This window comes from Mycobacterium sp. MS1601, from assembly GCF_001984215.1.
Lineage (GTDB): Bacteria > Actinomycetota > Actinomycetes > Mycobacteriales > Mycobacteriaceae > Mycobacterium.
Window position 1 is genome coordinate 2,620,867 of record NZ_CP019420.1, and the last position, 25,657, is coordinate 2,646,523.

Here is a 25,657-nt window from a genome sequence, read left to right on the forward strand (position 1 = left end):
TCATGACAACCATCAGCCCTGACCCGACCACGTCCGTTTCCCCGGACGTGCCTGCTGCAGCGATACCCGGTGTCCGGTTCGCAAGCCCGTTCGCCGTGCCGACACCCGCCGGCGCAGAGGGTTGGGAGTCGATGTACCCCTACTACTCCGTACTGAGCGAGGCGCGGCGGGACGACGAGGAGAGCCGGTTCTGGTTCTTCGACGGGATGCACAACCCCGAGCCGATGTACCCGTTCGACACCATCGCCACGGAGAACTGGTGGGTGGCTGTCAGCCAGATGTCGACGCGGGTCTGGCCAATTCCCCTGGCCGGTGGCATCGACCACCGGATCATCAACGGCTACCTCTACATCAGTCCCACCGCAGTCACAGACCCCGAGGAAGTCGCGACGCGTGCGGAGCACTTCGCAACCCGCGCCGGTCACTACTTCGAGAACTGGGATGAGATGTATGCGGCCTGGGAGACCAAGGCGCGCGATTGCATCGCTCGGCTCTCCGCCATCACCTTCGAGCCGTTGCCCGAGATCGAACCACTGGACCGGGTCATGGAAGGGCGTGGCCTCTATTCGACCTACGACGTCCTGACCAACTACAGCTCGCTGATCCACAGCTTCTTCGAGATCGGGTCCTACCACTTCGAGATGCTCAACCTCGGATACGGCGCGTACCTGACGTTCCGGGAGTTCTGCCAGGCAGCGTTCCCGGGCATCAGTGACCAGACCATCGCGTCGATGGTGTCCGGCATCGACATCATGTTGTTCCGCCCCGACGACGAGCTTCGCACCCTGGCAGCACTGGCGGTGGAACTCGGAGTCGACAGTGCTCTGCTGGCCGAGGACGACCCCGCGACCATCCTGGCCGACCTGGCCGGCGCAGCGGGGGGCGCCCAGTGGCTGGACGCCTTCGAGAAGGCCAAGGACCCGTGGTTCTGGTTCTCCACCGGCGCGGGCTACCAGCACAGCGACCGCGCCTGGATCGATGACCTTCGGCTGCCTTTCCAGGCCCTGCGCGGGTACGTCACCGCTCTGCGCGCCGGTGAAGACATCCGCCGGCCACTCGAGAAGATCCTCGCGGAGCGTACCCGGGTGACCGCGGAGTACCGGTCATACCTGCCCACCGATGCCGACCGTGAGTCGTTCGACGGGCTGGTCGGCCTCGCGCGCAAGGTCTTTCCCTTCGTGGAGAACCACAACTTCTTCGTCGAGCACTGGCACCACTCGATGTTCTGGGACAAGGTCCGCGAGCTGGGCCGGGTCTTCGTCGCGCACAACTTCTTCGACGACGAGGAGGACATCTTCTTCCTGCACCGAAACGAGGTGTACTCGGCCCTCTACGACCTCAACATCGGGTGGGCGACCAGGATCGAGTCACGGGGAGTCACCTACTGGCGCCCCGAGATCGCCCGGCGTCGGCGCATCCGGGACGTGCTCAAACAGAATCCGCCGCTGCCGGCACTCGGCGTTCCACCGGAGTTCCTCACCGAGCCACTCACAGTCATGCTCTGGGGTATCACCCCGGAGGCGATTGCCGACTGGCTGGGCAGCGCGGACTCAGACGCGTCGGTGCTCCGCGGGGTCGCGGCGTCGCCCGGCAAGGCCGTCGGCCGAGCCCGCGTGATCCTGGACCCCGAACAGCTCCACGACGTCGAGGAGGGCGAGGTACTGATCTGTCGGATCACCGCGCCCAGCTGGGCGCCGGTCTTCTCGAGGCTCGCCGCCGCGGTCTCCGACGTCGGCGGCATCATGGCGCACACCGCCATCGTCTGCCGGGAGTACGGCCTGCCCTCAGTTGTGGGCACGGGCTTTGCCACCACCACCATCCGCACTAGCCAGCGCGTCGAAGTCGACGGCGATCGGGGCACTGTGCGGATCCTCGACGACGAGCAGGAGCTGACGGTATGACGGATTTCGTGCTGTGGATCGACACCCCCGGCACTGCAGATGATCCCCGCCTCGGCGGAAAATTCGCCAGCCTCGCGGAGATGACACAGGCAGGCTTCCAGGTGCCGGCGGGTTTTGGCATCACCACCGATGCTTACCGATATTTTCTCGAGGGGGCCGGGCTCGCCGAGCGTGCCCGCCGCACCCGGGAGCAGGCCGCCGGGGCCGATCTGGCCACGGTGGAGCGCCTGGCTTCCGAGATGGCACAAGCCATCGCCGAAGCGGCACTGCCTGCCGATCTGGAAGCCGCCATCAAAACTGCCTACGCCGAGCTCTCGGCGAAGACCGGTGACGACGACGTGCCCGTGGCGGTGCGCTCGAGCGGTGAGTCCGAAGACCTCGGCGGTGCCAGCTTCGCCGGACAGTACGACACCTTCCTGTGGGTGCGAGGCGTCCAGGATGTGCTGACCCATGTGCGCCGCTGCTGGGCGGGCATGTTCGGCGCCGCCGTGCTCACCTACCGGCCGACGGACACCGCCGAGTTGACCGACTACGGCATCTGCGTCGGCATTCAGCAGATGGTCGCGTCCCGCTCGGCCGGGGTGATGTTCACCCTGGACCCGGTCACCGGCGACCGCTCCAAGGTCGTCATCGAGGGCTGCTGGGGTCTGGGGGAGGGCGTCGTCAGCGGCGCGATCACCCCCAGCCGCTACGTCATCGACAAGGTCACCTTCGAACAGGTGTCGGCCGACGTCGCGGTACAGGAGCAGATGTTTGCTCTCGACCCCACCACGTCGCTGACCGGGCTGATCGACGTCGTCGCCAGTCGCCGCGCGCAGCCCTGCCTGACCGACGAGGAGATCCGGGAACTGGTCGAACTCGCGAAACGGATCGAAAAGCACCGTGGCGCACCGCAAGACATCGAGTGGGCGATCGCGGAGAATGGCGACATCCGGGTCCTGCAGGTCCGACCCGAGACGGTGTGGAGCAACCGTGTCTCCGAACAGTTGGTGGCCGCTCCTGCCACTGCCATCAGCCAGGTGCTGGCTCGTTTTGCCGGTGTCGGTGTAACGCGCAGTTCCGGAGCGCCCGGCGCGTGAAACCGTCCCGCTTCACCTATCACCGCCCGTCCAGCGTGGCCGAGGCTGTCGCGACGCTGAGCGCCCACGGTGGCGCCGCCCGGGTGCTCGCCGGTGGACAGAGCCTGGCACCGATGCTCAACATGCGCCTGTGGCGTCCTGCGGCGCTGGTCGACATCAACGACATCGACGACCTCGACAGCATCGAAATTAACGGCGACAGAACAACTCTCGGTGCCCTGGTGCGCTACAGCACGGTCGAGCGGTCCGCCCTGCTGGCTGAGCGGCTTCCGCTGTTGGTCGAGATGGTAGGGCACATCGGCGACCGTCAGGTCCGCAACAGGGGCACGGTCGGCGGCGCAGTGGTACACGCCGATCCAACCGGCGAGTTGCTGCTTGCTTGTCTGGTGCTCGACGCCACCATTGTGGTTCACGGCCCGGCCGGCCAGCGGAGCATCCCTGCCCGCGAACTGTACGACGGTGCCTACTCGACAGTTCTGGCGACCGATGAGATGCTGACCGCCGTACAGTTCGGCGCATCGCCGGCCCACCATGCTTTCGGCGAAATCTGCCGTAAACACCACGATTTTGCGATCGTCAGTGTGGCCGTGTGTGGTGAGCTGGCCGCCGACGGCACCTGGTCGGACATTCGCGTGGGACTCGGCGGTGTTTCCGATACCGCGTTGCGGCTCACCGAGGCAGAAAGGCTGCTGACCGGGACCGCGCTCGATGACGTGCACATCGCCGCTGCCGCCCGCTCGGCGCTCGACGTCATCGATCCGCCGGAGGACATTCGGGCGAGCGCGCAGTACCGGCGGCACCTGACCCCCATTCAGATCTCGCGAGTCCTGCGCGATCTGCGCAGCCGCGCCGCCAACCCCAGAACAACGTGACAAGAACGGAAGTGCTGTGAAACTGCACGAAGAGTTCGAGGTGGCCCAGCGGGTCGCCGAGGTATGGGCGTTCCTGGACCGCCCGGAAGCGGTGGCCGGGTGTATGCCCGGTGTCGAACAGCTGACAGTGCTGACCCCGGATGACATCGACGTCCGGATCAGCCAGAGCATCGGCCCCATGAACGCGACTTTCGCTGCCAGTGTTCGTATTACGGATCGCGAGCTCGAACGCCGGATGGCGTTCACGGCTGTCGGCAAGAGCGTCCGTGGCGCCGCTGGAAACGTCCGGGCCGAGGTGGTCGTCGGATTGCGTCCCGGCGCCTCCGGTACCGTCGTCGACGTCGAGGGAGACGTGGCGCTTGCCGGTGCACTTGGCAGCGTGGGACAGAAAGTGGTTGCCAAACAGGCCGGCAAGGTCACTGCCCAGTTTGCCCGCAACCTGGAAGCCGCCCTGGGCGGCGACACGGCGGTGGCAGCCGGCGGATCGCCTCAGCCGCAGGCAGTCTCGCACCCCGCCGCCCTGCCTCCGGTGAGCGACGCTCAACCGGTCGGAGTCTCAGCCGTCTCCAGTGCCTGGGTCAAGGTCCTGGTGGCATTGAACGCCCTGCAGCTCATCCTGGCAGCGGTGACGCTGGTGCGGTCCAGAGGACCTCGGTGAGCGCATTCGAGGTGAGACCCGAATTCGACTGGCTGCCCGCCGAAGTGCCCATCGAGACTGACGTGGAGCAGGCGGCTTCGCGCTGGGTCGCGCCCTACAGCCAGGTGGTGCATCTGATGCGCACGCGTGACTGGCTGGTTCACCTCAGCCCCGAGGCAACGTTGGAGGCCCGACTGGCGGCCATGACGCACGACATCGAGCGGATGTTCCCGGGCGGCCCCACCGTGGACTACGCGAACATCCGTTGGGACGACCCCACCTACCTCTATCCCCACCAGCTCCGCTCGGCGAGGTTGGTCGGCGACTGGTTGTCCTCCGAAGGACACGGCGCGGACGTCGACGTCGACGAGGTACGCCGCCTCATCGGACTGCACGAAGTCGGCGGCCTCGGGCTCGCCGACGATCTCCAGGCTGCCGACTCGCTGTCCTTCCTGGAGACCCTGGCGGGCTTGGCCGGTGACTGGGTACGCACCGGAGCCTGTTCCAGAGACAACGCGATCGCCAAACTCACCTACAGCGTGGACCGGATACGGCTGGACCGGGCGAGCGAGCAGGCCCGTGCTCTGCTGCCCTGGGCCATCGACCAGATCCCGGCAGAACGCACCAAGGAGTCTTCATGATCAACCCACCAATTTCGGGACGTCGTACTGTAGTGCAGGCCAACGGCATTCGACACAGTGTCCTTCTCTACAACGAGAGCGCCGATGTCGATCTGTACCTAGTACCAGGGATCACCAGCCCGGCCGTGACCGCCGACTTCATTGCCGTGGAGCTCGCCGCTGTGGGTTACCGGGTAGCAGTGCCCGACGTCCGCGGTCGCGGAGGTAGTGACGTCGCCGGTCCCGGCGGCTACACCCTGGCCGACTACGCGGCAGACGCCGAGGGTGTGATAGCGGCGCTGGGGCTGAACCGGCCGGCCCTCGTCGGCCACTCGATGGGTGCCCGGATCGTCGCGGCACTGAGCCTGCGTTGCCCCGACTTCGCGCCTGTCGTTCTGGTTGACCCCCCGCTGTCGGGTCCGGGTCGCGAGCCCTACCCGACCACTCGCCAACAGTTCCTCACCCAACTGCACGAGGCGCAACGCGGAACCGACGTCGATGCTGTCCGCCGGTTCTACCCGGGCTGGCCTGAACGGGAGCTCCAGATCCGCGTGGAGCATCTGGCCAGCTGCGACGAGACCGCAGTGGTGGAAACTCACGAGGGGTTCGAGACCGAGGACTTTCACGAGATCTTCGCCAAGCTCAGCGCGCCCACACTGTTGGTGCGTGGAGCCGAGAGTCCAGTGGTGCCAGAGGGCGCCGCCCGTGAGCTTGCCGCGTTGCGGACCGACATCACCATCAAGAACGTCGCTGCCGCCGGGCACATGGTGCCGTGGGACAACCTGCCGGGTTTCCTCGATGCCGCACTGCCCTTCCTGACCCCCGCATCCGCCTGAATTCTCCTGACCTGTAACGAGGAAACCGCCATGGATCAGAACCTGTTCAACGAGATCTGTCTGCAGCAGCTCACCCTCTCTGCTGTCAACGAGAGCGAGACGGTCGCTGTCCTTTCCCGCGGTCACGAACGCGCGGAGTACGCAGACGCTTTTCTCTGGGCTGCACAGAAGCTCGGTGCGGCCACCTATCACATGCGGTTGCCTTCTCCGGTGTCCGCGAGTGGCGCGTGGGCCGTGGGAGAGTCGGGTCTGGGTACCAACCCCCTGGCCGTGGACGCATTGAAGGCCGCCGACATGGTCGTCGACCTCACCTTCCTGCTCTTCAGCAAGGAACAGTTCGCCATCCAGGACGCCGGTACGCGGATCCTCACCGCGGTCGAGCCAGCCCCGCTGCTGGCGCGCCTGATGCCGACGGTGGAACTGCGCGAGCGCGTCGAGGTGGGTGCGGAGCTACTGGCCAAGGCGCAGAACATGCGGATCACCAGCCCGCACGGGACGGACGTCACCTATCAACTCGGGCGATACCCCACGCTGAGTGAATACGGCTACACCGACACCCCGGGGCGCTGGGACCATTGGCCGGCGGCCTTTGTGTTCACCGGTGGCACCGACGAGGGTGTGGACGGGACGATCGTGCTCTCGCCCGGGGACGTTCTGCTTCCGTTCAACACCTACGTGCAAACCCCGGTGACACTGACCATCGAGGCCGGGTTCATTCGCGACATCCGCGGTGGTCTGGACGCTGATCTGCTGAGTTCCTACATCAGCTCCTTCGACGACCCGCGCGGGTACGGAATGTCGCACGTGGGTTGGGGTCTCGACGAGCGGGCGCACTGGCACGGGCTGACCCAGTTCGGCGGCGGGATGGGCATGGAGCTCCGCTCGTTCTACGGCAACGTGATGTTCTCGATCGGCCCCAACAACGAACTCGGCGGGCCCAACGACACCCCGTGCCACTTCGACATCCCGATGCGGGGCTGCAGTCTCTACCTCGACGACGAGCTCATCGTGGACGCCGGAGAACTGACTGTGCCGGAGATGCGACCCGTGGGACGCCGGTGACAACTGTGGAGAACGCACCGGAACAGATGATCCGGATATCGACGGTTGTCAACGGCACCGAGTTCAGCGAGGACGTGGCAGTACGGATGCATGTCGCCGACTTTCTGCGGCAACGCCTCGGCCTGACCGGCACCCATGTCGGTTGTGAGCAAGGGGTGTGCGGAATGTGCACCGTGATCGTCGACGGGGAATCGGTCAAGGGTTGTCTGATGCTGGCCTGCCAACTCGACGGCCGCTCGGTCCAGACCGTCGAGGGACTGTCCGAGGACGACGAACTGGGCTCCATGCAGGAGGCGTTCAGTTCCCACCATGCCTTGCAGTGCGGGTTCTGTACTCCCGGATTTCTCATGACCGCAACCGCCTTGTCCTATCAGGGCGGCTGTCCCGACCGCGACACCATCACCGAAGAGATCTCCGGAGTGCTCTGCCGCTGCACGGGTTACGCACCCATTGTGGCTGCCATCGAGGAGTACTTCGCCAAGATCAAGGACGGAGCTGCAGAATGACCGCCGTCGAGGAGCGTGGCACTGATGTCGACGGCAACAACACGCCCCGCGCGCGAGTCATCGGAAAATCGGTGCAGCGCAAGGAAGATCCACGCCTGCTGCGTGGTGACGGTCAGTTCACCGATGACGTGGAGCCGGCGCGGACGGTCCACATGGCGGTGGCGCGGTGCCCGTACCCGCATGCGCGTATCGGGGCCATCAAGACGTCCGCCGCCCTGCGACTGCCGGGCGTGCTGCAGGTTCTCACCGCTGACGACATCCGCGACAGCACTGGCTCCCTGACAGTTCTGCGGCCGGTTCCCGGCGCACCCGCGCTGCCATATCGAGCCCTCGCCGACGGCGTCGCCACCCACGAGGGTCAACCCGTCGTCAGCGTCGTCGCGATCAGTCGCCACGTCGCGGAGGACGCACTCGAGCTGATCGACATCGAGTACGAGCCATTACCACACGTCGTGGATGCGGTTCGCGCACTGGAACCCTCGGCGCCGGTGCTGCACGCCGGACTGCTCGAGGGCAACGTGCTGGCCACCCAGGTGGACCGACGTGGCGAACCGGAGCAGCGGATGTCGGAGGCGGCACATGTTGTCAGCGGACGGTTTCGGATCAATCGGGTCACGCCGCTTCCCATGGAGCCCCGCGCGGTGCTGGCGCAATGGCGTCCCGGTGCGCGCATGCTCACCGTGCACTGCTCCACTCAGGTTCCGCACCTGATTCGTAAGCAACTGGCCGAAACGCTACGCCTCGAGGAAAGCGAGATCCGCGCGGTCGCCAGCGACGTCGGGGGCGGCTTCGGACAGAAGCTCGGGGTGTTCCCCGAAGACGTCCTGGCCTGTGTGCATGCCATGGCGTTGCGGCGACCGGTGAAGTGGACCGAGGATCGTGGTGAGCACTTCCGGGGGTCCACACATGCCCGGGAAGCGGTGCACGACTACAGTATCGGCGCGGACGCTTCGGGGCGGATCATAGCGATGGTGAACCGCTACGTGACCGATCTCGGTGGTTGGAACTCACCCTTCGGGTCGGCACAGCTGTCGAGCGTGGTCTTCAACGGACCGTACGACGTCCACGACGGCATGGTGGAACGCCGGGTGGTGCTCACCAACAAGACACCTGTTGGCGCATACCGAGGTTACGGGCAACCCGAGGTGAACTTCGCCTACGAGCGGTTGATGGATCGGCTCGCTCGGGTCGTAGGTGTCGACCCGGTGGAGTTACGGGCGCAGAACATGGTGACCTCAGATCAGATGCCTTGGGTGAACCCCACCGGCGCGGTGTACGACAGTGGCGACTACGAGCGCTGCCTGAGAATGGCCGCCGAGGCTGTGGGGTGGGGCACCCATGCTGCGATGCCGAGGATCCCGCGGGCTGACGGCCGAATAGTCGGGATCGGGTTCTCCTCCTTCGTCGAGCGCACCGGCTATGCCAGCGCGCGGTTCCTGGCCAAGCGTGGTTCGCAGTTCGGCGCGCATGAAAGCGTCACTCTGCGGGCCAACCGCTCGGGTGGTGTTGACGTATACACCGGTGTCTCGACCATGGGCCAAAGCAGCGAGACGGCCTTTGCCCAGGTAGTCGCGGAGGTCACCGGGATCGCCTACGAACGGATTCGCGTCCATTCGGGCGACACCGCCTCGTCGCCCCTGAACACAGGTGCCTTCGCATCGCGCACCATGATCGCCGCGGCCGGCGCCCTGCGAGACGCCGGAGAGGAGTTCGCCGCCAAGACCCGTCGGCTCGCCGCCTTCGTCCTCGGCTGTGCCCCTGACGAAGTTCTCGTCGACGGACGGGTGGTGCGTGCTGAAAAGGGCACGGCAGAAATCGAACTCGCAGATGCCTTCACGCGGGCGATCACAGGTCAAGGCATCCCGGAGGGGGAGCAGCCGGGGCTGGAGACGACCGCGCACTTCGAACCGCTCGACGCCGCGTATTCGTTCGGTACCGCGGCGGCTGTCGTCGCCGTCGATCCGGAAACCGGGGAGTTCGACGTCGAGCGGTTCGTCATGGTCCACGACAGTGGGACGGTGGTAAACCCGGTGGTGGTCGAAGGCCAGGTGCGGGGCGCGCTGATGCAGGGCTTTGGCGCCGCGTTGGCCGAGGAGCTGCGCTACGACCAGGAAACCGGTCAGCTCATCAACGGCTCCATGATGGACTACTTCGCGCCCACGGCCGCCGATGCTGTGCCGATCGAGCTACTCCACACCGAAGTTCCCTCGCCGGTGACGCCGTTCGGTATCCGTGGGGTTGGTGAAGTGGGCACCATCCCGCCCGGGGCGGCCATCGCCAACGCGGTATGTGATGCCCTCGCCGAATGGGACGTCGATCTGACGGCGTTGCCCATCACACCCGAGTCGATCTGGCGCGGCCTGGAGGCCGCGCGGGCCAAATCTCCTGTCAACACGGGAAAGGATTCTCGATGACCACCACCTCGTCACGCATCGGACTGATAGTGCCCAGTTCGAACACCACGATGGAGACCGAACTACCTGAGCTGTTCCGTCGCCAGAACGCTGCCACCGGGCATACCTACACGTTCCACTCGGCCCGGGCATCGATGCGCAACGTCAACACTGAGGAACTTCTGGCCATGGTCGGTAAGGCAGGTGACTGCGCTAGGGCGCTGTCGGACGCCGACGTCGACGTGATCGCCTACGCCTGCCTGGTGGCAGTGATGGCACAGGGGGCGGGCGCTCACCGCGAATCCGAGGAAGTGATTGCGAAAGCCGCTGCCGACAACGGACATCCGGCGACCGTGGTCAGTAGCGCGGGCGCATTGGTTCGCAGCCTGACGGCCCTGAAGGCCGAGCGGGTGGCCATTGTGACGCCCTACGTACCTGCCCTGACAAAGATGGTCACCGACTATCTCGAAGGCGAAGGAATCTCGGTGATCGATGCCGTGGCCCTCGGTGTCGACGACAACCTGGCGGTCGGGCGACTGGACCCGAGCAACCTGCCGGCGTTGGCCCGTAACCTCAGCCGCGAGGGGGCGGACGCCATTGTGTTGTCGGCCTGCGTCCAAATGCCATCACTTGCATCCGTCCAACTGGTGGAGGACGAGCTCGGGCTCCCCGTGATTTCGGCCGCCACCGCCACGGCATACGAGATCCTCCTCGCGCTGGGACACGCCCATGCAGTCCCGGGCGCTGGATCTCTGCTCACCGAGGCGGGTACAAAAAGCGCATAGCGGCAGCGCCACAAGGTATCAGCCGATTGGCTTGGGAGTGTCAGTCCGCCGACCGCCTGTTGATGAGATCGGCGATCTCACGTTCCCAATCAGCGCCACGGCGAACGTCAAGCCGCCACCGCACGAGCGCGAACAACGCCGCCGTCATACCCACAACGATCAGGCAGAGCAACAGTCCCACGCAGGCCGCGTCTACTCCGGCCGACTGGAAAGACGAACGAGTGACACGCTTGCCCTGATCGTTCAACCAGATATCGATCTGATCTCCCACTGCTACCGGGCCGTTGGTGGAAAATGAGTCGGTGTGCTGGATGCCTTCCGATCGCCAACGAACCTCGACGACGGTGGTGGTCATATGGGGCCGGGTGGCGATGACACCGCGCCGCGTTGCGGCAACGGTTGCACTGACCGATCGCCGTGTTTGTGACTGCTCGGCGCAGGTCCGGCTGCGGGCATCGTAGACAGCGGTGCCGATGGCCCCGGCGGTCGGAGCAGCAAGCAGTGTGATCGTGATGGCCGAAACCGCGACGATGGCCTCGATTCGATCGCTGCCGCGAACCAGTGGGTTCTTGCCGAAGGCCTGGATGGTTCGCCACCGTGTCGACCAGAATGTGATGTCCTGCATGGTCTTTCCTCGATCGTTTGCCGGCGGTCAGAGGTGCTCTCGTGGATCACTGTTGAAGTCTGGTCCCCACCAGTCCTCGGGCGACCACCGATACCGGTTGCCCACGGTCCTTCGACAACTGGGCCAACAACGAGAGCGCGGTGGCGGCGTCCACAGCCCTGCGTTGCATCAAGATTCGCTTTGCCTGTCTGATGAGCTCGCGATTGTTCTGGTAGCCATAGCGTTTCGAACTCCGCCCGAACTCGAGCAGGGCCTCAGCGTTCCTGGCGAACATCAATGCGATGAGTTCATCGTCGCGACCGAACGCGTACGGCTGATCTGCATACATGTTCAGGACTGTCCTTCCTCGGCAATGGGTAACCAAGGGCACGGACAGCATTGACCGGATGGGTGTGGTGGCTGCGGCCTCGTCACTGAACGTGGGCCAGCGCCGTTCGGCAGCGAAATGGTCAACTCGGCGTGTCTGGTTTTCCCACGCTGCATCCAAGCTCGGTCCCTCCTGGAACCGCTGCTGCAGCTGGTCCAGCATCCGGGGGTGACCGGTGGTCGAGGCGACAGTACGGATGCAGTCTCCGTGGCGGACACGCATGATGCCGGCGTATTGCACTCCCGACAGCTTCATCGCCGCCGCGGTAGCTGCCAGCCACGTGGATCGCGGGAGTACCTCGACGTCGGCGCGGACAAAGTGGATGAGTTGTGCGATGGCGGCGCAGACTCCGGCTTCGCCACGTGTCTGTTCAGCCGTCACTTCGATGGAATGCTGCATGCCTGCCCCTTGCGTCGCCATGACCGATGAACCAGAGCCTGACAATCTGCATTCGTTCTCGGAAGCGCCTCCAGAGTCGGAAATCGCAATCCGCATTTGCCCTGAGAGGACAAGACGGCTACGCCCACGGAGCGGGTTGTTGCCCCGTGTTTGTGTTGCGCCGGAAGGGTAGTCACCCCGCTACAGGTGGTGGGCCTGTGCACCTTGGTTGTGGTGGCAAGGTCTTCAACCGGGTGCGACGAGTAGCACCTTGACCCGCCGGGGTGAATGCGGACATGCCACTTGGTACCGGCGGGAGCAGGAAATCGGCCGTTCCAATGCGCATGCTGGGGGCAGGCGCGACACAACCGAGGATAGAGCCGACGACAGACATCTCTTGGCAGAAGATCGCTCTCATGGTGAACACCGCCGAGGTGGAATCCCCGCGGGACGCACTGTACGAAGCCGGAACCCGAAAGGATCAACCGTGGTTACGAAAGCGTTGCTGGTGCGCCTGGAGGCCAAGCCCGGCAAGGAAGGCGCCGTCGAAGAGTTCTTGGAGTCGGCACTGCCGCTTGTTGAGCGGGAACCTGACACGAAGCCATGGCTCGCTGTCCGATTCGGGCCGTCGACGTTCGGCATCATTGACGCGTTCCCGGACGAGGCGGCCCGCCAGGCCCACCTCGCAGGCCCGGTGGGTAGAGCTCTCGCAGAGCGCGCCGATGAGCTCTTCGCCTCGCCACCGGAGATCAGCAGTCTTGATGTTGTGGCCAACAAACTCTGACGTATGGGTGCCGTCCGCCAACGAGTCTCGTGGCCGGACCGCACGCAGGTCTCGCCTATGAACTGTGCAGGCTCGTCCCCAGCTTTCGGGTCTTGAACATCTGCCGGACAATCAGCGCTGCAGTTTGGCCTCGTTCACGGTTGTGAAGATCTCGAATCGTTCGATCAGGTCCGCAGCGGCCAGCGCCTGGACAACCGGGCTCGCCGGCGACACGACCAGGCAAAACGATGTGTCGGCCTCTCCGGCCAAGGCGGAGGCGTGGGCCAGGGCTTCGACGAATGCGGTATCGACCGAGGTGGTGTGTGAAAGCTCCAGCACCAGCTGCGCGGGCTCTCGTGCCAGCTCATCGGCGACCAAGCGGCTTATCGCCGAGGGTGTGTCACCGTCGACGTACCCGGCCGCGGTGAGAATGCTCATGCCACCGGGAAGCCGCCGCACGGTGAAGGGACCTCTGTCCTGCTGGCCGTCGGGACCCTTCTCGTTCACGCCGCCACCTCCTGTGTGCCTTCCTTGGCGACTCAATCAGGCTGAGCCGCGGTTGGCTAGCCGCCAACAGCCCCCGCGCTGGCCGATTCGCGCCAGGTGCGATATCACCCTTGCGTAAGCGGATGATCGGAACCAGGAGTTCGTGGATTTCGTCATGGACCCGTCATTTCGGCCGAGGCCTCCGAGGTTGCGCGTGGCGTGAGCGAAGACACGATGATCACCGAGAAGTCGCAACTGTCAGCGTTTTTCGAGTCCTGGTGGTGACTCTTCGACCTGCGAGGCTCAAGTAGCAGGACCAGATTGCGCCTGCTGGTCCGGTTCGGTTGGGCGGGCGACTGTGCCAAGGTTGAGGCCCTGGCCTGCTATTGGCGGCCCCACCTGTGGAAAGGAGGTACCTCGTGACCAAGCCACGGGGTATTCCGCTGTTTCAGCGGTTCTTTCGTACGGTCGCAAGCATCAATATCGACAAGAACGATATCCGACGCTTCCATGAGTTCATCGATGAGCTGATTGACGACATTGCTCTTACTGCACGCAACTCGGCAAAGTGGAATGGTCGCGATGTCATGGTGGCGCAGGATCTTCCGATCACAAAAGGACTCCAGGAACGAATGCGAGAGTTCGACAAACTCGAGGAAGCCGAGGAGATCCGCGGGCTGCTGCGTGAGGTGGTGCGTGAACCACCCGGTGACGTAGCGTTCGCGCAGGATGCTGAGCAGCTGTTGCCAGAATTGTTCGGCGGGTTGGCCATTGCGCTGGCCCGTTCGCTACGCCAGATAGATCCGGCGGTGTCGAACCCGTCGAGCGAGCATTGGAATCGGGTGTTCACTCTGTTCCGACTCGTGTTCTGAGGCAGCGGCGTGCGCCTTGGCGGCTGCAGCGGCGCAGCATCGACTCCGTATGGCATGTGTGTGACGAGGCGCGCAACCGGTCGGGCAACGCAAGCTGGGAGCAACAGATGATCGAGGTACCACCGGACCACGCAGCAGAGGTTCGCACAACCGATGTCGACGAGGCAACCGATGTCGTCGGCCGCTTCTATGTCGACGCCGAGTTGACTCCGGTCGACACCGCGGGCGTGAACATGCAGATGAAGGCGCTGAAGCTTCCCATGGTGACAGTCGGCAACGTCGGGTTCGGTGTGGATATCGAGATCCGTGCCGGTGATGTCACCGCGTACTACATCGATGCGCCGTTGTCCGGCTCGGCGATGAATCGGTGGCACGACGGCGAGAGTGTTCACACGACGACAGGGGCCGTCGCGGTCTTCACACCAGGTACGCCGTGCTTGCTCGGCTGGTCCGCCGACTGCGATCAGATCTGTGTCAAGGTATCGGAATCGCAGATGAGGAGGCAGCTGGAAGCGATGCTCGACCGACCGGTGCGCAACCGGATCACGTTTCATCGGCAGCTCGATCTGAGTTACACCGCCGCCAACGATTGGTACTACCTGGTGCGGCTCTTGGGCAGCCAGGCCTGGCAGCCTGGCGGGTTTCTCAACCACCCGCTCGCTATGGGAAACCTGCAGCTCCTGCTGATACAGGGCCTGTTACAGATACAACCTCACAACTTCACCGACGCGCTGAATGCGCGCGAATGTTCAGCGGGTGCGGCTACGGCTAAACTGGCCATCGATCTGATGCACGCCGAACCACAAAGGCTATGGAGCACAGCGGAACTGGCGCGGGCGACCGGGGTCAGTGCGCGAGCCTTGCAGCGAGCCTTCGAGAAGTCCGGACACCCTTCGCCGATGGCCTATCTACGGCGGCTTAGATTGCTCCATGTGCACGCCGAACTGGCGGCCCAGACTGCGAATTCGATCACGGTGACGTCGGTCGCCGGCCGATGGGGGTTTGTCCACCTGGGACGGTTCGCGAGTCAGTATCGCCAGATCTTCGGGGAAAGCCCCTCGGAGACACTTCGTTCCGGCGATCCGTCGGTTGGCTCCCATTCCTAGCCAAGTGCTGGTTCAGCCCGCATCTCTGACTGCTTGCTCTCCGGGCTGAACCGAGTATCCGCGAGGGGGCTTGTGCGTGCCGCTCCCGTCCACTCAGCTCCGATGCCGTCGCGTTCCATCACGGCGAGGTCCTGTTGTTTCGATATGTATGTCATGTCGACATGTGTGCATCCGCGACGCCGGCGAGCAGCGTTCGAAACTGACCACGTGCGTGGCCCAGTAGAGACGTCACGGTGCCTACAGATGTTCGCATGATCTCGGCAATCTCGTCGTAGCGGAATCCCTCCACGTACGCGTAGTGGATGACCATTCGGAGGTTCTCGGGCAACGCCATCAGCGCCTCCGCTATTGCGTCGCCGGGCAGGGTCGCTAGCACCTCTGCCTGCACCGAATGCAGCTGCGAAGGTGAGTGACCCTGACCTCCAACGATTTGAGAGCCGGTCAGCCGGTCGCCGGCACTGCCCGCTTCGAGGCGCTGAGCCCCGCGGTGGGCACTGACCCATGTGTTGGTCATGATTCCAAACAGCCACGCCTTGAGGTTTGTTCCTGTAGGGAAGGCGTGGAACGCCGCATAGCCGGCCAACATCGTCTCGTGAAGCAGATCCTCGGCGGCCATGCGGTTACGCGTCATCCTCAATGCGCCGGCGTAGAGGCAGTCGAGCAGCGCCATCGCATCACGCTCGAAATGGATGGACAACTCGAAGTCGTTCTCTGACTGTCGATTCGCGATCGATGGATCTCCTCGGTGGTTGCCGGGGCGAGCTGGTTGCATCGGCGGGGCCGATCCCGAGCCGTGGTAATCGGCCTTGCGCTTGGCGTATGACGCCAGACTTCCTGCTGTGCAAGCCCGTTCGGTGTCCATGAGGTAGCTCCTCCGAATGGTGACGATGGCAGGGGTTGTGCTCACGAATCAGATTGCTGATCTGGCCCAGTTACTGGGAGGTCCCTCGGGGCCAAACGAGACCCCCTAGATGACGCGTTGCGGCCCAAGGCTCGGTGTGCTGTCACAAGGATGTGAGTTGTGGCTTCAGCACTACTTTCGTCCAACCGTCGTCGCGAGCGTCGAAGTGTTCGTAGGCGCTCGCCGCATCAGACAACGGCAGCTCGTGAGACACGATCCACGACGGCGTGGCCTTGCCTTCGTGAATCAATGCTCGCAACTCACGGTTGTAACGCTTGACGTTGGCCTGCCCGGTTGCCATCCGTTGGCCCTTAAGCCAGAAGTTGCCCATCTCGAAAGAGATCCTGCCCTTCTTTCGATCTTCGTCCGGCGCGCCGGGATCCTGTGGCAGGTACAAGCCCACGACGCCGATTCCGCCGGTGAATTTGACTGCTTGCACCAGGTCATTGAGGACCATCGACGGATCCTCATGCCCTTGGGGGTCGTGTGCCTGATAACCGATACATTCGCAACCGCAGTCTGCTCCGGCACCGCCGGTCTGTTCCAGGATCTGCTCGACGGCAGGTCCTTTCGAATCGTCGATTGGGATGACTCCGATCTGTTCGGCCAACTTGAGCCGGTCGGGGTGGCGATCGACGATCATCACTTTGGCGGCCCCCTTGATCATTGCCGAGTGGGCCGCCATCAAACCGACCGGACCTGCACCGTAGACCACGATCGAATCACCGGGTTGAAGTCCGGCGAGCTCCGTGCAGTGCCAGCCCGTCGGAAAGATGTCCGACAGCATCACGTAGTCGTTTTCCTTCTCTTGCGCATCTTCTGGCAACTTCAAACAGTTCGAATCGCCGAACGGCACCCGCAAGTACTCGGCTTGTCCGCCGCTGTATGGTCCCATGCCCGCGAAGCCGTAGGCTGCCCCGACCATGTCCGGGTCAGGATTGTTGGTCAGACAGTAAGCTGTCAGTCCTTTCTCACAGTTCCGACAGAAGCCGCAGCTGATATTGAACGGAAGGCAGACCCGGTCGCCTACCTTCACCGAGACCACCGCCGCCCCGACGTCGACGACCTCGCCGAGATTCTCGTGACCCAGAATCCTGCCTGTTTCCATCGCTGTTCGACCCTCATACATATGAAGATCGGATCCGCAGATGTTCGTGGTGGTGATTCGGACGAGTACATCGGTGGGAGCTGTGATGATCGGATCCGGTACGTCCTCGACGCGGATCTGCATGGGCGCCTCGTATACAACAGCTTTCATCAGGTCTCCTAATTTGCTCACAGGGTCGTGGTGACCACGTTGTTATCGACCTCCCGACGCGATCGCGCTGCGTCCGGCACCAGACTTCTACAAGACGATGCTGACGTCTTGGTCGCATCAGGGCGAATTCATCGCGCCTCCTTAGCCCTAACGGGAGGATCCCCCGTCACGGTCCGCCGGGGAGTTCGGCCTGAAAGGTCCAGCGGTAACGCGCCTTTGTGTGCTGGTGGGTTCATGCGCGGTGTCGTGTGCCGCTTGCACCATGGAGAACGTCGAAAGGAGCCCCTACATGATCCCGACCCGTGCCATACCGCCGGCTTCCGGCGCCAAACACGCAGACCTCGGTCAGGGAACGTGGCATTTCGCCGAGAACACCGCGCTACGATCCGAGGAGGTCGCCTCGATCCGGCTCGGTATTGACTTGGGGATGACGGTGATTGATACCGCCGAGATGTACGGCAACGGTGCCGCTGAAGCCTTGGTTGGCGAAGCGATAGCGGGACAGCGCAATAAAGTTTTCCTGGTCGACAAGGTGCTTCCGCACCACGCCACCCGTGAGGGCACCTTTCGCGCGTGCGAGGCAAGCTTGCGAAGATTGGGCGTGGATCACATCGATCTTTACGTGTTGCACTGGCGGGGTGCCATCCCGTTGTCCGATACGATCGAAGGTTTCACCGATTTGAAGCGGCGCGGGATGATCCGGCACTGGGGCGTAAGCAATTTCGACATAGACGACGTGGTGGAGCTGTTGGCTGTCACGGGCGGTGTCGGAGTCCAGGCGAATCAGATCCTTTACAACCTGACCCGGCGCGGCCCGGAGTACGCGCTGCTGCCGTGGCTGGCTCAACAGGGGATAGCGGCCATGGCGTACTCGCCGATTGAGCAGGGTCGGCTGCTTCGCCACCCGGCGCTACAGCGGATTGCGCAGCGGCACAATGCCACTCCTGCGCAGGTCGCGCTGGCGTGGGTGCACCGCCACGGCGGGGTCACCGCGATCCCGCGTGCTCGCAGACTTTCCCACGTTCGACAGAATGCCGCCGCTAGAGACATCGAGCTGACCCATGTGGACCTCGGCGATCTCGATCAAGCGTTCCCGCCACCCACCAAGCCGCACCCGCTCGAGGTTCTGTGAACGGTGGCCGTCACAGGCGGTTGGCGAGCCCACCAAGTCAATATTGTCGAGCACCAACCCAATCAAGGAGGTTGATGAGGATAAGCGATAAGCCAGACTAGTCGTCGCTGGGTAGCGGGGTCCCGGTGATGCGCACAATCCGGGTCGCCAGGTGCAAGTTCAGCCTGTCCTCGACGTCATGCAGGTCGCGCCCTGAGATATCGCGTATGCGGCCGAGCCGGTAGCGCAGCGTGCTTCTGTGAATGGTCAGCGACTCTGCTGCGGCGTCGTAGTTCCCGCCGCAATCCAGGTAGTGGGTGAGCGTCACGACCAAATCGGCGTTCTTCTTGCGATCGTAGCTGAGCAGCGGACCCAGCCATTCGGCGACGAAGGCGTCGACTTCCGGCCTGTCGCTGGCGCGATCAAGGATGCGGTACAGGCCGAGATCGTCGAAGCGTTGGGCGCCGTGCGGCGACATTGATTCCTTTTTCACCTGCAACGCCCGCTGTGCCTCTGCAAATGAGCGCGGCAAGTCGGACGGAGCGGCGGCCGCCGAACCTATTCCGATGGACCCTTGTTCGGAACCAACATCGATGGAGATGGCCCGGTGGAGCGAGAGGGGCTCGGGTACACCGTCTGTGAGCAGGATGGTGATCGCAGGCCTTCTCACCGCAAGGGCGTTCATTCGCGCGTTGGTAGCCCACTTGCGTGCGGCTGTGGTGATCTCGTCACCGGCGACGCCATGGTGCCAATCCAGAACCGTGACTGTGTGCGCGACGCGGAGATTGTGACCGATCACCTCGGCGCGCTGGCACGCGCTCTCATCATCCGTGCCTGCAAGCAAGTCCTCAACAAGGTCGCGGCGTAGCCGCAGCTCCGTTTCCGCCAAGACACGTTGATGGGCAAATTCGAGTGCCAACACAGTGGCGGCATGTTCGAGCGCCACGATGTCCAGGCGATCGGCCACCCGCTGCGGATCGAGCAGGACAACGACACCGTGGACGTTCGACTTCTGCCGTATGAGCCAGAAGATCTGGTTGCCGATCCGCTGCGGGGTGCCGTGCGCAGCCGCGCCACGAAGCGTCTCTTCGCGGTTGGCGCCACCGATTGCCCGGTACTGGTTTGACAAGACTCCGCCGGAGCGGGCCCGCTGATTCCCGAACACGTCCTCTACGACGACGTCCAACGACGTCAGCTCACGCAGTGCGTCGGCGATTCCCTGTACGCCCGCGCCCGAGCCTGAGACGGCAGTCAGCGTCGCATGTATCCGGTCCTGTCGTTTGAGCTCGCTGACCAGTTCGGACAGGTGGTTTATGACACGCTGACGTTCCTCGATGTGGGCGCGCTCCTTCTCGAGCAGGTCGGCACTGTGCATCGCTGCGGCCGTTTGCTGAGCCAAGGCCCTGAGTCGGAACAGTTCCCCCTGGGTGAGAGCGGCCTCGGTCCGTACCACCAATGCACCCTTGGTACCTTCGACCGCCTGCAGAGCGATCGCATATCGGCGCTGGCCGTCGGACAGCTCGATGCGCAGATCCGTCCCAAGGCCTGCCGCGACGAGAGAGTCCATGTGGCGATCGAGAACCCTGTCCGGACTGCGAGCGTCCAACAGCTTTCCGTTCGCGATTCGGTATGTGGCGTCGGTGTGGAACGCCCCAAGAGATGACACCGCATTGGCTGCCAACTGGAGTACGGAGTCGGCGTCGCGACCGTCGAACATCAACGTCGAAAGGACGTAAACGCCATACAAGCTGGAAAGTTCGACACGGGCATCCTCTGCCGAGCGCAGCGGGATACGTTCGTAAGGAAAGAACTCACGGTTCTCGGGCGCCACAGTCAATTAGATCCCGCTCCTATGCCGCGTTCAACCGGCAACCAAGCTTCCCACACCGCGACCGCGTATTCTTCGGCCTGGCAGGACAGTTCTGGCCGCAGTTTTGGCCTCAGCGGCTGCAATCGGACATTGACCGCGACTTCTGCCCCAGAAACGGGCTAGGGTCACCGGGACTGCACACAACTTCAGCCGATCGGGGGGTGGAGCGTGTCCGATGCCCTCGATTGGAGTGCTGCCGGCATCAAGGCCACGCCGGGCGACCATATCTGTGGCCTGTACATCAACCAGATCCAGCGTGACCAGATCATGCTTCCCTTCCTCGAAGCAGGCCTTGCTGCCGGCGACAAGTGCATCTGCGTTGTCGACGGGACCGATCCGAACGACGTTGTCACCGCTTTGAGTACACATCTAGACATCGCCACGTCCGTTGCCGACAAGCAACTCGAGGTCATCCGGGCACCCGACATGTACCTGCGGTCCGGAGGCTTTTCGGCCGATGAGGTGATCAGTTCCTGGAAGGCCGCCATGTCCGACGTCATGTACGACGGGCGATACGACGTGGTGCGGGCGGTGGAGGCATGGTCATCTCGCGACGTCGTGCCCGACATGGACGAGCTCATGTTGCTCGAAGCCGAGATGAATCGGTTTTTGCCGTTGTTTCCCCAGGTTGTCGTATGCCTGTACGACATCGATCGCTTCGGCAGCGCCATCATCGTCAATCTGCTCAAGACGCATCCGCGAATGCTGATCGGCGGGATGCTCGTCGAAAACCCCTATTACATGTCACCCGACGAACTCCTTCACATGGCAGAGCGCGGAGATTCAGCGGCCGCGGATGCCGACATCAATGAGGCGGCCAAATGGTACTTCGACGAGACGACTGGCTCGAACTAGCCCGCAAGGTCAACTGGACACCCCGTTATGTCAGTGAGCGGGAGCTGTTTCCTGAGGAACTCAGCGGCCACCCCTGGCTACTGCAAGAAGCTTGGCGCGATTGGAACGAGTCGTACCGCACCACCTACCGCGAATACGTTGCAAACCAACGTGAGAAGGACGCCGCAGTGCTCGGCGTTCGGGCTGCGTTGGACAAGCCGCACCTGTTCGACGGCCTCGATCCCGGTTGGGTGCAGCTGGTCAAGTTTCACAACGGCGCAGTTGCGCTGGTGGAATACGCCGGCGCAGTCGCGGAGTTGCGGATGGCCCGGTTCGGCCGTGACAGCGCCTGGCGGATGATGTCGACTCTGGGCGCGCTCGACGAGATCCGGCATACCCAGATTCCGTTGCTGATCGGTCACGACATGCTGGCCTACGATGGCAACTTCGACTGGACACACAAGGCTTTTCACACCAACGAATGGGTGATTATCGCGGCCAGGCACCTGTTCGACGACATGTTCCTTGCCGCCGACGCAATCGACAGCGCGATCCAACTCAACTTCGTGTTCGAGACCGGCTTCACCAACCTGCAGTTCATGGCGATGGCGGCAATGGCCGACCGCGCTCACCATCACCTTTTCGAGAAGACATTGGCCAGCATCCAGACCGATGAGGCCCGTCATGCGCAGATCGGGCTCCCGGTGATGCGGACGTTGCTGGAGAACGGTTCTCGGCAGCGGGCGCAGTACCTTGTCGACAAGATGTGGTGGCGATGCTGGCGGTTGTTCCTGGCGCTGACAGGAACAGCGATGGAGTACCTGACCCCGCTCGACGCGCGGAACCGCTCGTTCAAGGAGTTCATGCAAGAGTGGGTGACGGAACAGTTCATGAAGAACCTTGCTTAATTCGATCTCGAAAGGCCGTGGTTCTGGGACATTTTCGTCGAGGAGCTCGACTACGCGCACCATAGCTTCCAATTGGGGTTGTACACCTACCGAACCACCCTCTGGTTCGACGTCGCGATGCCCGACGATGCCGAGCGTCAGTGGTTGAATACGAAGTACCCGGACTGGGAGGCGACCTACGGCCCAGTGTGGGACCGGCTCGAGCAACGCTGGAAGGCAGGTGGCGAGAGCAACACACTGACCTACGGACTACCCGCTCTGTGCAACCTCTGTCAGTTGCCAGCGCTGTTCGTCAGGCCCGGCCGGAACACCGCGTGCACCCTGCAGATGAACGGCAGGCGTTACCTTTTCTGCTCCGAACCGTGCCGCTGGATCTTCGGCCAGGAAAGTTCCCGGTTTGCCGACCACAAGAGCGTGGTCGATCGTATCGTCGTCGGGGAAGCGCCGGGAAAACTCACGGAATTACACAAGTGGATGGGACTCGAGGCGCCCGTCGAGACTGGCAAGGACCTGCGACGCGGACTTGATCCGTGGCGCCTCGATCCGATACCCACGGTGTAGGAGGCAGCCATGCGCGTCTATCTTTTCGGTTGCGCCAGCGACGACTTCCTGGCGAGGGTTGTGGTGACACCCAGCGAACGCACTGTCGCGCAACTGGCGCAGCAGCTGGTCGCTTGGGGACTGGCGCCCGAGCGGGGTGGGTCGCTGAGCGTACGCAACGAGGCCGGTGATCTGCTCGATCTCGACTCGACGGTTTCTGCGGCCGGACTGAGCAATGGTGACGTCTTCACCGTCGAGAGGGGGTGACGGTGTTGTGATGGAGTGGCTGGACGCGGGGACGCTCGAATTGCTCTGGGAGGGAGAGATGCTCGCAGTGAGCCTGGCTGATGTCGACGTGGTCCTGTGCAACGTTGGCGGTCTGGTGCATGCCTATCACGACAGTTGTCCGCATCTGGCCAACCCGTTGTCGGAGGGCAGACTCCGGGACAACCTTCTCACCTGCGCGGCCCATGAGTGGCAGTTCGACGCACAGACAGGCAACGGAGTGAACCCCAAAGACGCTTGCCTACGCCGCTTTCCGGTACGTATGGATGGAGACCGCATCTTGGTCAACCTCGGGCAGGGCCAGTGAATGCGGCCGAGAGCGTCGGTCCGGTCCTGCATGCAACACCGTTCGCACGCAAGGTGATTGCGGCTATCCAGGACGAGAACGAACAGGTGACCGTACAGGACGAGGGGGCTTACATACGCGTGCTGTCGCCTCGAATCTGCCGGCTGTCGCGGGTCGGGCTCGAGGCAGCGACAGGGGTGAACGTCCGATTTCCTGGGGAGTTGGAGGTGGTGATGTCGTCGTTCACGGGTGCCATGCGGCTGACCGAGGATGATGCGATCTGGCAACTCGCGGAGGATCCGTGGTGACCGGGCCTGCTCGGCCGCCGGGGCGCAAGAACTACACCCGACTCACGACGGGCCGGCGTATCCCCAGCGATTACGAGCTGATGAGCACGGACCTGCACTACAACTACCCCCGGCGCTTCGAGCTCTCAGCAGGAAACCCTGTCGTCGACTGGTACTACCGCCACCGTGAAGACTCCGCCCTGCAATCCCGCGACTGGGAGCAGTTCGCCGACCCTCGCCGCACCACCTATCAGATCTACACCAGGCTGCAGGACGGTCGTGAGGAAATGGTCGACGGTCTGCTCCGCGAGATCGATGACACCGGTTACGACACCCGGCTCGACAGCGAATGGGTGAGCTTCCTCGACCGCTGGTACTCCGCACTGCGCTTCCCGGTGCACGGCCTGCAGATGCTGGCTGCCTACGTGGCGCAGATGGCACCTTCGTCGAGGATAACCAACTGCGCCGCTTTCCAGATGGGCGACGAGATGCGTCGAGTCCAAAGGATCGCTTACAGGACTGTGCAATTGGCCGGACCACCCCTCGATGACGCCGCCGCCCGGCATCGGGCTGTGTGGGAGAAGGCTGCAGCCTTCCAACCACTACGCGAACTCATCGAACGTGCGTTGGTCGCCTATGACTGGGGTGAGGCCTTCATCGTGACCAACGCGGTTATCAAGCCCCGCATCGACCGACTGGTCAACGAGGAGATCGCGGGCAAGCTCGCGACGGCGAACGGCGACCCGATCATGGCGAGTATCCACTTTTCGCTCGACGAAGATGCTCGTTGGCACCGTGAGTGGACTGCGGGTCTGGTGCGACACATCGTCGGTGGCGGCGGAGCCAGCGCCGCGGTGGTGTCCGGCTGGATCGAGAAGTGGACACCGCTGGCGTCCGAGGCGCTGGAGGCCCTCGCCGGCGTCACCGCGCAGGCGCCGGTGCCGTCCGATCCCAGCGTGGTGACCGCTCGAATCACCGAGGAGGTCTCGGTCGAGCTCAGCGCAGCGCTGGGGTGACGACACGGTCTTGTGCACATGACCGCGGTCGCTAGAGGGAAGCCAGCATGTCCCTCATGGAATCGAGATCCTGTTGGTGGGTGCTGGTGATCATTCGGGCCATTGCAACCGCCGGAGGATACTGACCTTCCTCGATTTCGTTTTGCGCCAAGCTGATTGCACCCTCATGAAGCACAATCAGCTGTGACAGGAACAGCCGGCCGGCATCGGTGCCCCGGGTTTGCCTCAATGCGGTCAATTCTCGCTCGGTCAGCCGGCCCGGTGCGCTGCCATCCGCAGGAGTTTGGCTGATGGCCCATTGGTCGAGCCAGCTGCGCATCTGCTGGATCGCCGAACTCCGCGCTGTCTTGTTCCTGATTGCCAGGTCAGTCACGCGGGGCTCGACGTCGGGTTTACCCATGAGGATGTCACTTATCTCAACTTCCTGCTGTTGGTGGGGAATCATCTGGCGCACGAACCAGATATCGGCATTGTTGTGCGCCTCGATGTTTGCGGCCGGCGTCACGGTGGAAGTGGTGGCCGACATGGTCTGCGCCGTGGGAATCTCGCTACCGGTGTCGGGATCGGCGCAGGCTACCGGGACGACCGACGCCACCAACGCGCTGACGATGGTGATTCGTTTCCACCGTTCTGTTCGACGGTGGTCTGGTAGCCAGTGACGGGGCCGCTCGCCTCGCGCACTGCCAGAAGCCCGCCAGACCGGCCCCGTCACGGCGTCATCGCATACGCCGGCGGGCAATCACCCCGGCGCAGGATCAGGAACTGATCCGCCAGCCACACCAGAGCGGGACCGTTCGGATTCACGCCGGGCAGCAGGTCGAGCATTGTGTAGGCATCACCTACGCATTGCGCCAGAAACTCTCGCTCCTTTTGTTCCAGGCCAGCCTGAGTCGTCATGGCGGGGTTCCTTTCTCAAGTCCATCGTGTAGCCGCGCGCCCACCCCATCGCTACCTTGGCGCACGAACCGGGCGCGGTCGTCGGCCCGTGGGCACGAGGACGCAGCGTCTGATTTGCCCTCGTGAGTCAGGTGGAAGGCCTGCCACCTCGACGCGCGGCCGGTGCGGTGACAGCG

Annotated in this window: 29 protein-coding genes; 21 read left to right on the forward strand and 8 right to left on the reverse strand. The window is 63.6% G+C overall.

Annotated elements, in window-relative coordinates; all coding sequences use genetic code 11:
* The first annotated feature begins 2 nt into the window (after positions 1-2).
* Genes BVC93_RS12820 through BVC93_RS12865 form a run of 10 tightly spaced genes read left to right on the forward strand, consistent with a single transcriptional unit; the run spans position 3 to position 10,691 of the window.
* Positions 3-1,901, forward strand: a complete 1,899-nt coding sequence (locus tag BVC93_RS12820; protein ID WP_197687547.1) for a PEP-utilizing enzyme — start codon at positions 3-5, stop codon at positions 1,899-1,901.
* Positions 1,898-2,980, forward strand: a complete 1,083-nt coding sequence (locus tag BVC93_RS12825) for a PEP/pyruvate-binding domain-containing protein (protein ID WP_083737671.1) — start codon at positions 1,898-1,900, stop codon at positions 2,978-2,980. The genes BVC93_RS12820 and BVC93_RS12825 overlap by 4 nt, the downstream gene beginning before the upstream one ends.
* Positions 2,977-3,852 (forward strand): FAD binding domain-containing protein, encoded by an 876-nt coding sequence (locus BVC93_RS12830; RefSeq protein WP_083737673.1) that lies wholly within the window; start codon positions 2,977-2,979, stop codon positions 3,850-3,852. The genes BVC93_RS12825 and BVC93_RS12830 overlap by 4 nt, the downstream gene beginning before the upstream one ends.
* 16 nt (positions 3,853-3,868) lie before the next feature.
* Entirely contained in the window at positions 3,869-4,510 is a 642-nt protein-coding gene (locus BVC93_RS12835) for a CoxG family protein (RefSeq protein ID WP_192860292.1), read from the forward strand.
* A complete protein-coding gene (locus tag BVC93_RS12840; RefSeq protein WP_083737676.1) occupies positions 4,507-5,130 on the forward strand; it encodes a hypothetical protein in 624 nt (207 codons plus the stop codon). The genes BVC93_RS12835 and BVC93_RS12840 overlap by 4 nt, the downstream gene beginning before the upstream one ends.
* A complete protein-coding gene (locus BVC93_RS12845; RefSeq protein WP_083737678.1) occupies positions 5,127-5,945 on the forward strand; it encodes an alpha/beta fold hydrolase in 819 nt (272 codons plus the stop codon). The genes BVC93_RS12840 and BVC93_RS12845 overlap by 4 nt, the downstream gene beginning before the upstream one ends.
* 30 nt (positions 5,946-5,975) lie before the next feature.
* Positions 5,976-7,007, forward strand: coding sequence for a leucyl aminopeptidase (locus BVC93_RS12850; RefSeq protein ID WP_083737680.1), 1,032 nt, complete (start codon positions 5,976-5,978; stop codon positions 7,005-7,007).
* Positions 7,004-7,513 carry a (2Fe-2S)-binding protein gene (locus tag BVC93_RS12855; RefSeq protein ID WP_236950346.1) on the forward strand — a complete coding sequence of 170 codons (510 nt, stop codon included), beginning with the start codon at positions 7,004-7,006 and terminating at the stop codon, positions 7,511-7,513. Before BVC93_RS12850 ends, BVC93_RS12855 begins: the two co-directional genes overlap by 4 nt.
* Positions 7,510-9,927 carry a xanthine dehydrogenase family protein molybdopterin-binding subunit gene (locus tag BVC93_RS12860; protein WP_083737682.1) on the forward strand — a complete coding sequence of 806 codons (2,418 nt, stop codon included), beginning with the start codon at positions 7,510-7,512 and terminating at the stop codon, positions 9,925-9,927. The genes BVC93_RS12855 and BVC93_RS12860 overlap by 4 nt, the downstream gene beginning before the upstream one ends.
* A complete protein-coding gene (locus tag BVC93_RS12865) occupies positions 9,924-10,691 on the forward strand; it encodes a maleate cis-trans isomerase family protein (RefSeq protein ID WP_083737684.1) in 768 nt (255 codons plus the stop codon). Before BVC93_RS12860 ends, BVC93_RS12865 begins: the two co-directional genes overlap by 4 nt.
* 40 nt (positions 10,692-10,731) lie before the next feature.
* Here BVC93_RS12865 and BVC93_RS12870 read toward each other — a convergent pair whose 3' ends face one another.
* Entirely contained in the window at positions 10,732-11,316 is a 585-nt protein-coding gene (locus tag BVC93_RS12870; protein WP_083737686.1) for an Rv1733c family protein, read from the reverse strand.
* Positions 11,317-11,362: 46 nt separating this feature from the next.
* Positions 11,363-12,082 (reverse strand): GAF and ANTAR domain-containing protein, encoded by a 720-nt coding sequence (locus BVC93_RS12875; protein ID WP_192860294.1) that lies wholly within the window; start codon positions 12,080-12,082, stop codon positions 11,363-11,365.
* 466 nt (positions 12,083-12,548) lie between these two features.
* On the opposite strand from BVC93_RS12875, the gene BVC93_RS12880 reads away from it, so the two are divergent.
* Positions 12,549-12,845: a putative quinol monooxygenase gene (locus BVC93_RS12880; protein ID WP_083737689.1), complete on the forward strand. Its 297-nt coding sequence runs from the start codon at positions 12,549-12,551 to the stop codon at positions 12,843-12,845.
* A 111-nt stretch (positions 12,846-12,956) separates the two neighbouring features.
* On the opposite strand, the gene BVC93_RS12885 is transcribed toward BVC93_RS12880, so the two are convergent.
* Complete coding sequence (locus tag BVC93_RS12885) at positions 12,957-13,331, reverse strand: STAS domain-containing protein (protein WP_083737691.1); 375 nt, start codon at positions 13,329-13,331, stop codon at positions 12,957-12,959.
* Positions 13,332-13,729: 398 nt separating this feature from the next.
* Here BVC93_RS12885 and BVC93_RS12890 point away from each other — a divergent pair, with 398 nt between their 5' ends.
* Complete coding sequence (locus BVC93_RS12890; RefSeq protein ID WP_083737693.1) at positions 13,730-14,182, forward strand: DUF1931 family protein; 453 nt, start codon at positions 13,730-13,732, stop codon at positions 14,180-14,182.
* A 227-nt stretch (positions 14,183-14,409) separates the two neighbouring features.
* Positions 14,410-15,288, forward strand: a complete 879-nt coding sequence (locus tag BVC93_RS12895; protein ID WP_236950347.1) for an AraC family transcriptional regulator — start codon at positions 14,410-14,412, stop codon at positions 15,286-15,288.
* Between the two features lie 151 nt (positions 15,289-15,439).
* Here BVC93_RS12895 and BVC93_RS12900 read toward each other — a convergent pair whose 3' ends face one another.
* Complete coding sequence (locus BVC93_RS12900) at positions 15,440-16,150, reverse strand: sigma-70 family RNA polymerase sigma factor (protein WP_269466576.1); 711 nt, start codon at positions 16,148-16,150, stop codon at positions 15,440-15,442.
* Positions 16,151-16,292: 142 nt separating this feature from the next.
* The gene (locus tag BVC93_RS12905; RefSeq protein WP_083741011.1) at positions 16,293-17,447 is read right to left on the reverse strand and encodes a glutathione-independent formaldehyde dehydrogenase; all 1,155 of its coding nucleotides are present in this window, start codon (positions 17,445-17,447) and stop codon (positions 16,293-16,295) included.
* 289 nt (positions 17,448-17,736) lie between these two features.
* On the opposite strand from BVC93_RS12905, the gene BVC93_RS12910 reads away from it, so the two are divergent.
* Positions 17,737-18,579 carry an aldo/keto reductase gene (locus BVC93_RS12910; protein WP_083741012.1) on the forward strand — a complete coding sequence of 281 codons (843 nt, stop codon included), beginning with the start codon at positions 17,737-17,739 and terminating at the stop codon, positions 18,577-18,579.
* 97 nt (positions 18,580-18,676) lie between these two features.
* Here the strand turns inward: BVC93_RS12910 and BVC93_RS33825 are convergent, their stop codons facing one another.
* Positions 18,677-20,389: a PucR family transcriptional regulator gene (locus BVC93_RS33825; protein WP_083737697.1), complete on the reverse strand. Its 1,713-nt coding sequence runs from the start codon at positions 20,387-20,389 to the stop codon at positions 18,677-18,679.
* Between the two features lie 207 nt (positions 20,390-20,596).
* Here BVC93_RS33825 and BVC93_RS12920 point away from each other — a divergent pair, with 207 nt between their 5' ends.
* The 7 genes from BVC93_RS12920 to BVC93_RS12945 all read left to right on the forward strand — a co-directional run bounded on the left by BVC93_RS12920 (position 20,597) and on the right by BVC93_RS12945 (position 24,584).
* Positions 20,597-21,283, forward strand: coding sequence for an MEDS domain-containing protein (locus tag BVC93_RS12920; protein WP_192860301.1), 687 nt, complete (start codon positions 20,597-20,599; stop codon positions 21,281-21,283).
* Positions 21,250-22,170, forward strand: coding sequence for a hypothetical protein (locus BVC93_RS33775; RefSeq protein WP_197687548.1), 921 nt, complete (start codon positions 21,250-21,252; stop codon positions 22,168-22,170). The genes BVC93_RS12920 and BVC93_RS33775 overlap by 34 nt, the downstream gene beginning before the upstream one ends.
* Before the next feature lie 117 nt (positions 22,171-22,287).
* Positions 22,288-22,731 carry a hypothetical protein gene (locus tag BVC93_RS33780; RefSeq protein ID WP_197687549.1) on the forward strand — a complete coding sequence of 148 codons (444 nt, stop codon included), beginning with the start codon at positions 22,288-22,290 and terminating at the stop codon, positions 22,729-22,731.
* 9 nt (positions 22,732-22,740) lie between these two features.
* Positions 22,741-22,977, forward strand: coding sequence for a hypothetical protein (locus BVC93_RS12930; RefSeq protein ID WP_083737700.1), 237 nt, complete (start codon positions 22,741-22,743; stop codon positions 22,975-22,977).
* A gap of 10 nt (positions 22,978-22,987) precedes the next feature.
* A complete protein-coding gene (locus BVC93_RS12935) occupies positions 22,988-23,302 on the forward strand; it encodes a Rieske 2Fe-2S domain-containing protein (RefSeq protein WP_192860303.1) in 315 nt (104 codons plus the stop codon).
* On the forward strand, positions 23,299-23,589 hold the full coding sequence (locus BVC93_RS12940) for an MmoB/DmpM family protein (protein ID WP_192860305.1): 291 nt from the start codon (positions 23,299-23,301) through the stop codon (positions 23,587-23,589). The genes BVC93_RS12935 and BVC93_RS12940 overlap by 4 nt, the downstream gene beginning before the upstream one ends.
* Positions 23,586-24,584 carry a toluene hydroxylase gene (locus BVC93_RS12945; protein WP_157516894.1) on the forward strand — a complete coding sequence of 333 codons (999 nt, stop codon included), beginning with the start codon at positions 23,586-23,588 and terminating at the stop codon, positions 24,582-24,584. The genes BVC93_RS12940 and BVC93_RS12945 overlap by 4 nt, the downstream gene beginning before the upstream one ends.
* A 31-nt stretch (positions 24,585-24,615) precedes the next feature.
* Here the strand turns inward: BVC93_RS12945 and BVC93_RS12950 are convergent, their stop codons facing one another.
* Both BVC93_RS12950 and BVC93_RS12955 read right to left on the reverse strand, forming a co-directional pair.
* Positions 24,616-25,179 (reverse strand): DUF305 domain-containing protein, encoded by a 564-nt coding sequence (locus BVC93_RS12950; RefSeq protein ID WP_083737706.1) that lies wholly within the window; start codon positions 25,177-25,179, stop codon positions 24,616-24,618.
* 113 nt (positions 25,180-25,292) lie between these two features.
* A complete protein-coding gene (locus BVC93_RS12955; protein WP_083737708.1) occupies positions 25,293-25,481 on the reverse strand; it encodes a hypothetical protein in 189 nt (62 codons plus the stop codon).
* Positions 25,482-25,657 lie beyond the last annotated feature (176 nt).